5 protein-coding genes are annotated in these 6,245 nt (G+C 65.8%); 4 read left to right on the top strand and 1 reads right to left on the bottom strand.

Translation table 11 applies throughout. The features are described 5' to 3' along the window. Window positions 1-449 precede the first annotated feature (449 nt). Complete coding sequence (locus tag G3N93_RS32170; RefSeq protein ID WP_174933693.1) at window positions 450-1,097, top strand: hypothetical protein; 648 nt, start codon at window positions 450-452, stop codon at window positions 1,095-1,097. A 195-nt stretch (window positions 1,098-1,292) separates the two neighbouring features. On the opposite strand, the gene fliD is transcribed toward G3N93_RS32170, so the two are convergent. Further along, the gene (fliD, locus tag G3N93_RS32165) at window positions 1,293-2,792 is read right to left on the bottom strand and encodes a flagellar filament capping protein FliD (protein WP_174939111.1); all 1,500 of its coding nucleotides are present in this window, start codon (window positions 2,790-2,792) and stop codon (window positions 1,293-1,295) included. Window positions 2,793-3,815: 1,023 nt separating this feature from the next. Here fliD and G3N93_RS32160 point away from each other — a divergent pair. The 3 genes from G3N93_RS32160 to G3N93_RS32150 all read left to right on the top strand — a co-directional run. Continuing rightward, window positions 3,816-4,229 carry a DoxX family protein gene (locus tag G3N93_RS32160; protein WP_174933689.1) on the top strand — a complete coding sequence of 138 codons (414 nt, stop codon included), beginning with the start codon at window positions 3,816-3,818 and terminating at the stop codon, window positions 4,227-4,229. Window positions 4,230-4,566: 337 nt separating this feature from the next. Beyond that, window positions 4,567-5,541 carry an SDR family oxidoreductase gene (locus G3N93_RS32155; RefSeq protein WP_206134770.1) on the top strand — a complete coding sequence of 325 codons (975 nt, stop codon included), beginning with the start codon at window positions 4,567-4,569 and terminating at the stop codon, window positions 5,539-5,541. Between the two features lie 96 nt (window positions 5,542-5,637). Further along, window positions 5,638-6,245 (top strand): LysR family transcriptional regulator (locus G3N93_RS32150; protein ID WP_206134769.1); only part of this gene is annotated, 608 nt, incomplete at its 3' end.

Genomic DNA, 6,245 nt, shown 5'->3' with positions numbered 1-6,245 from the left:
TCTTAGTCCACGTGCACACCCCACTGCCCGCACTCGCAACACACACGGCGCGCGCCCTCTGCGCCGCTCGCTCCCACTCGTCCCTGCCGACCCCCGCGCGCCAACCCGCCAGCAGCGCGCAGCCGTGCACGAGCAGCACGCACCACGCTCCCAGCACCAAGCCGCAAGCCCCGAGCCCCGAGCCCCGAGCCCCGAGCCCCGAGCCCCGAGCCCCGAGCCCCGAGCCCCGAGCCCCGAGCCCCGAGCGCAACGCCGCCGCTCGTCCAATCCCTCCCATTGCGTCCCGCGACCTGCCGCCACCGTCACCGACCGACATGGCGCATGTCCACGTCGGGCGACAAAAGCACACAAATCTGATCAATCCCTCCGGGCGTTTCTTGTAACGATTCGTAATATCGCGCCGCCGAGCGTTTCTGACAGACGAACCGTTGAATCCGCATCCGTTTTCCATGCAACAAGTCACGACGACAAGCCCGCCGCCGATCCTGGCGGCACCGGTAGATGCCATGCTGCACGCCGTGATCGATGAGGTTGTCCACCGGAGCGTGTCGGAAGCGACGACGCGCAGCGGCTACATGCGATGCGCCGACTATGCGATCGTCGGCGCGCAGGTGCTGACGCTGCTGACCGGCAAGCCTTATCGGCCGTTCGCGGGTGGCGAGGTGCTGGATTTCGGCGACGGCAACCTGTATGCGCTGTGCACGACGCGCGAGCGGCGCCGCACCGCGCGGCATCTGTCGCAGCTGGCGAGGTATCACTGCTGGATCGAGGCGCGTCACGACGATATCGGCGGCCGCACGCGCAAGGAAATCGTCGATTTCACGCTGCGCCACGACGAGACCGTGGCGAGCAATCTGGGGATGCCGTTCGCGCGCGCCCACCAGGCGTATTTCTGGGGCTGGGACGACGAACACGCGGTACCGGCCGAGCTGCACGATCATCCGGTCTTCGCGAAGCAGGGCCCCGTGTGGCGCTGGGCCGAGCGTGAGTGCACGTCGCTGCTGCGCGCCTACGAGCGCGAGCGGCCGGGCTATTTCGGGCGTCAGGTATCGCGTGCGATCGATCTGTTTGCCGATCGCGTGGAAGGGCTTGGCTGACCGCACGCCCGCATCGGGCGAATCGCGGCAAGGCTGCCTGCCACGACGGCGTGAGCCAGGGAGGGAGCCCGGCGCGCTTGCGCACCACCGGGCGTGAGTGAAGTTTCCAGGCGAGACGCCGTGCGCGGCGGCGCGAGCCGGTCGATCCGTTGACCGGCGGCCGCCGCCACGATCATCGGGCAGCCCTGGCGTTCATCACTTGTTCGCCAGCGTGCCGGCGCTGTTGGCGCCGCCGAACAACTGCGTCAGGTACTTCGTGTTCGAGTTCATCTTGGCCATCAGCGAGTTGAGTGCCGTGAACTGCGCCTGGTACTGCTTGGTCAGCTGGTCGGCGTAGTCCGTCAGGTCCGACTGCTGCTTGGTGACGCGCTTCAGATCGGCGTTCAGCGCGTTCGTGCGCACGTCGATCATCCCGTCTTTCTTCGTGAACGGTGCGATCTGCTCGGCCAGGTGCGCGCCGATCCCGTTCTTCGAGTTGAACAGGCGCGCGACGCCCGCCTGGTTGGACGACAGCGCGCTGTCGAGCTTCGCGCTGTCGATTTTCAGCGTGCCGTCCTTCTCCAGCGTGATGCCGAGCGACATCAGGTTCGTGTGCCCGTTGCCGTTCTCGTTGGGGACGCCGAGCGCGACGCTCGACGCGAGCGAGTTGCGGATCGTGTTCAGCGTCGAATCGCCGATCAGCGCGCCCTGCGAGTTCGCGCCCGGCGTGAAGCTCGTCAGCGTGCCCATCGTCTTGACGACGGTGTTGTACAGGTTCACGAAATTCGTGATCGTCGCCGCCTGCGCCTTCGTATCGGTGCTGATCGTCAGCGTCTGCGGCCCGGTCGCGTTGATCGCGTCCGCCGACAGGTTCAGCGTGACGCCGGTCAGCACGCCCGACACCGCGTTGCTCGCGCTGGTCGATGCGATGCCGTTGAGCGTGAACTTCGCGTCCTGCGCGGCGGTGCTCTGCTGCCACGCGGCCGCGCTGTTCGCCGACTCGATCTTCGATGCGCCGCCGGACGTGTCGGCCGTCGACTTGACGCCGAGGCTCGACAGCCCGTTGTCACCGGACAGGTCGCCGACCGCGACGCTGATCGCGTTCGCCGAGCCGGTCTTCGTCGACGAGAGCACGAGGTGCGAGCCGTCGGTGCCCTTGATGACGGTTGCGCTGATCCCCGGATTGTCGGACGCGGAGTTGATCGCGGCCGCAATGCCCGACAGCGTGTTGTTCGTGCTGCCGACCGGGACCTTGAACGACTGGCTGCCGAGCGACAGCGTCAACGTGCCGGTGCCGAGCGCCTTGCTCCCGTCGAAGCCCGACGACGCTAGCGCCTGCGAGGTTGCGATCTGCGTGACGCCGACCGTGTAGGTGCCGGCGACCGCCCCGACGCCTGCGGTTGCGGTCAGGCCCTTGCCGCTCGCGACTGCGTTGAACGTCGACTGCAGGGCGCCGTTCTTCAGCGACGCGAGGCCCGCCTCGAGCGCGCCCAGCGCCGACGACAGCGCGCCGAATGCGGAAATCTGCGTCGTGTTGGTGGCTTGCGTCGAGGTCAGCGCGGCCGCGCGGCCGGCCGTCTTCGCGTTCACCAGCACCTTGACGAGCGCGTTGATGTCCGACGTATTGCCGGTCGAGCCGCTGATGATCGATTGCACCGCCTGTTGCATCACGCTGTTCGAGTTCGCGCTGCTGTTCACGGGCGTGTTGATTGCCATGGGTGGTCTCCGGTTGGAAAGCGATCCCGTGACGAGCGGCTGCCGGGACGGCCTGCGGCGATTCGCCTGCAGGCCGCGTCCGGCGAGACGCGTTCCGGGGTTCACGGGAATGTCGGGAAAACGTAAGGACGTGCGCTATCGTATATTTAAATCGGAATTTATTGGTAATTTTTTGTAATGCATGTTGAGAAAAATGCAGACGAGAATGCAGTGATGCCGTGCGGGCTAAAGGTTTGCGATTTTTTGCCGTTAACACATCGTTTTGATTGAATTTATTAAAGGCGCTTTGCCGACATTGAATACTGACCGGCGGCGTGAATGTTTGATCGGATTCTTGCGCTGGCGCTGCTAAACATCGCGTCGATCGACGGTGGGCGAAAGGTGTTCTGCGTGCGGGTATCGGGCTGAAATCCTTGTCCAGCGGACATATCCGCCATGGGCGACCTCAATCGCATGCCCGCGGAACGCTTTCTTGTACCAATGCGCATTTCCAGGCCACACGCCTTTGCCCGGAACAGGGGGCTTTGCCGACTGGAAATAATGTCGAGTTTTCCGCTTAATTCATTGATAACGATTGCTGCACGGAACGTGTCGTCGAATAACGATTGCGATACGTTGGTGTGGCCTGTTCTCGCTAATTGAAGCTTTTATATCGACTAGATACGGAAGCCGGATATGAGAGCGGGCGGTTTTCATGTTCTTGAAACATGAGGGCAGGTCCATTTGACCGGATTCGTCGCTGCTTCGTCACGGCCTTGTTTCGCATGATTGTCCACTTAAACGAGACAGCGAATCATGTTTCGGCGGATTGATGATTCTTGGGGAGACAGTAGACTGCATCCGTGCTTCGCCAGAACCGATCCGGAGCGCACCAAAAACGGTGCGACTGGGCGGATTCTTCGGCGGCGGGCCAGCCGGCTTGCTGTTCGATTGTGCGAGGAGTGGTTCGTTGCCGACCTGGCGCGCCGATTCGCCGCGTATCGGCACCGGATGCATCAAACCGTCAATTCAAGGGTGATTGCCATGCGTTACGTTTCACTGGAGTCGAAGAAGGACGAGCTGCTGCTGGCGGCTCGCGTGCTGATGATGATCCTGTTCGTGCTGTTCGGCTGGCAGAAGCTGAGCGGCTTCTCGGGCACGGTCGCGTACATGGCGTCGACGGGGAACCCGGCGCCCGAGCTGGCAGCCGCGATCGCGGTCGGGGTCGAGCTGGCCGGCGGCCTGTTGATCGCGATCGGGTTCTATACGCGTCCGCTCGCACTGGTGTTCGCGGCCTATACGCTCGCGACCGCATTGATCGGCCATCGCTACTGGGCGCTGCAGGGGATGGAGCAATACATGGCGATGATCAACTTCTACAAGAACGTGAGCATCATCGGCGGACTGCTGTTGCTCGCGCTGACTGGCCCGGGCCGGTATTCGCTCGACCGGAAGTAAGGCAGTACGAAGTTTCCCGCAGGTGTGACGGCCCGGTGCGTGCAAGCGCACCGGGCTTTGCTTTCTGGCAGCGATCGCGGTGTGGCGGCTCCGCAGATTGCACGCGCGCACGGGCGGCCACGCGGTGCGTCGACGTCGTCGGCGGAACCGGCGTCGTCCCGGCGGACGGTGCGCCGTGTCGGGCGTCGGTCGCAGCGAACACGACGCACGCCCGTCGCGGGGTTACCGACCTGCCACCACGATGGTCCGGCTGTCATACTCGGCTATTCTCCCGACGACCATGGCGCGAACGTCGAACGCGACCTCGCGCGCTCCCAAGTCACTTGAATTGCCGCCCATGCCAAACCCGACCGCGTCGACCGACCTTCCCACCATTCTCCTTATCGGCGCCGCAGGCCTCCTCGGCCGTGCGGTTGCCGCATCGCTGGCCCGCGAATCGTCACTGAACCTCGTCGCGACCATCCGGAACCCGCAAGGCGCAGGCGCAAAACGCCTCGCACTGCCCCCGGACAACCTCGCCGAACTCGACGTCCTCGACGTCCTCGACGAGCCGGCCCTCGAACACCTGTTCGCCACCCGCCAACCGGCCGCCGTGATCATCTGCGCGGCCGAACGCCGCCCCGACGTTTGCGAACGCGACCCTGCCGGCGCCCGCGCGATCAACGTCACCGCGCCGGCCCGCATCGGTGCGCTCGCCGCGCGCTACGGTGCATGGACGCTCGGCATCTCCACCGACTACGTCTTCGACGGCAAGGCGGCCCCGTACACGGAAGACGCCACCCCGAATCCGCTGAACATCTACGGCCGCACGAAGCTGGAAGGCGAGGCGGCACTGCTCGGCGCATCGCCGCTGTCGTGCGTGCTGCGCCTGCCGCTGCTCTACGGCCCGATCGTCGACTGGAGCGAATCGGCCGTCACGAGCCTCGTGCCGGCGATCGTTGCCTCCGCACGGCCGGGCGCCGACGCGGTCGGCATGGACGCATGGGCGATCCGTTACCCGACGTTTACGCCGGACGTCGCGGACGTCATCCGCGACCTGACGCTGCGTCATCTCGCGGGGGCGTCGATCACGGGCCTCCGTCACTGGTCGGGCGAGGAGCCGATGACGAAGTACGACATCGCGCGGCGGATCGCGGCCGCGCTCGGCATCGACGCCGCGCTCAAGCGGATCGATCAGCCGACCGACGCGACGCCGCGCCCGTACGATTGCCATCTGGACGCATCGCGCGTGCGTGCGGCCGGGATCGATCACGCGACGCCGTTCGATGTCGCGCTGCGCGCCGTGCTGCGCGATGCGCCGCAGGTGCTGTAGGATCGGGCGCCACTCGCGGCCCGTGCCGCCCGCGCCACGCTTGTCGTTCGCGAGCGCGCCCGACCCGCACCTCATCGCCCACCCAGGAGCCCAGCCATGCAACTGAAATGGCTCGAAGACTTCGTCGAACTCGTGCGCACGCGCAGCTTCACGCGCGCAGCGGAGAATCGCTTCGTCACGCATCCGGCGTTCGGCCGCCGCATCCGGTCGCTCGAGGAATGGGTCGGCACGCGCCTGATCGCACGCACGAAGCCGCTCGAACTGACGGCGGCCGGCACCGTGTTCCTCGATGCGGCGTCGAACGCGCTCGACATCCTGCACGGCGCGCGCACGCAACTGCAGGAAGCATCGCCGGTGCTGGAGAACAACCTCCGGATCGCGACCGGCCGCACGCTCTCGGCCACCTTCTTCCCCGACTGGTACGACGAAACGGTTGCGCGCGCAGGCTTTTTCACGGCGACGGTATCGACCGGCAGCGCGGAGGAAGCGATCCTGCAACTCACGGCCGGCGATGCCGACATGCTGATCGTCTATTCGAGCCCGCATACGCGGCTGCTGATCGATCGCGACCGCTTCGACTGGCTGTCCGTCGCGCGCGAGGTGCTGGTGCCGGTCAGCGCATTCGACGCGCGCGGCACCGTGCGCTACCGGCTGCCGGCCGGGCAGGCGCCGGTGCCGTGGCTTGCGTTCGCGCGCACGCTGAC

Source organism: Burkholderia sp. Se-20378 (assembly GCF_017104665.1).
In the GTDB taxonomy this organism is placed as follows: Bacteria; Pseudomonadota; Gammaproteobacteria; order Burkholderiales; family Burkholderiaceae; genus Burkholderia; species Burkholderia lata.
This window is presented reverse-complemented; position numbering and strand designations above follow the sequence as displayed.